We start from the raw sequence: 515 nt of genomic DNA on the forward strand, positions 1-515 counted from the left end.
TGGGCGAATTCGGCTGCCACGAAGCCGCCCCCGACGATCACCAGATGCTCGGGCAGCTCCGAGATTCGCATGATCGTCTCGCGCGTCTTCGGGCGCATCGACCCGATCGGGGTCAGCGGTGAGGATTACCGGAACGCCGCACCCAACATCGATGTCTACAAGCAGCGCACCCGATTCGGCGGCGTGCAGGCCGACGGCCGCTACCTGTTGCGCACCGATGCGGGCGACGAATTCGCGGCCGACCAGGTGGTGATCGCCGCCGGGGCACGAGCGGTGGTGCCCCCGGCGATCCTCGAGTGCGGCGTTCCGGTAATCCTCACCGCTGACCCCGATCGGGTCGATGCGCCCGAAGACGCGCGAGACGATGTCGTCCCAGCGCACCCGATTCGGCGGCGTGCAGGCCGACGGCCGCTACCTGTTGCGCACCGATGCGGGCGACGAATTCGCGGCCGACCAGGTGGTGATCGCCGCCGGGGCACGAGCGGTGGTGCCCCCGGCGATCCTCGAGTGCGGCG

1 pseudogene is annotated in these 515 nt (G+C 69.9%); it reads left to right on the forward strand.

Annotation, left to right across the window (positions count from 1 at the left end):
* Positions 1 to 72 precede the first annotated feature (72 nt).
* Positions 73 to 306, forward strand: a pseudogene (locus A5624_RS29385) (mycothione reductase); the annotation flags it as partial.
* Positions 307 to 515 lie beyond the last annotated feature (209 nt).

It is taken from the genome of Mycobacterium sp. 1482292.6, from assembly GCF_001672995.1.
Taxonomy (GTDB): Bacteria; Actinomycetota; Actinomycetes; order Mycobacteriales; family Mycobacteriaceae; genus Mycobacterium; species Mycobacterium europaeum_A.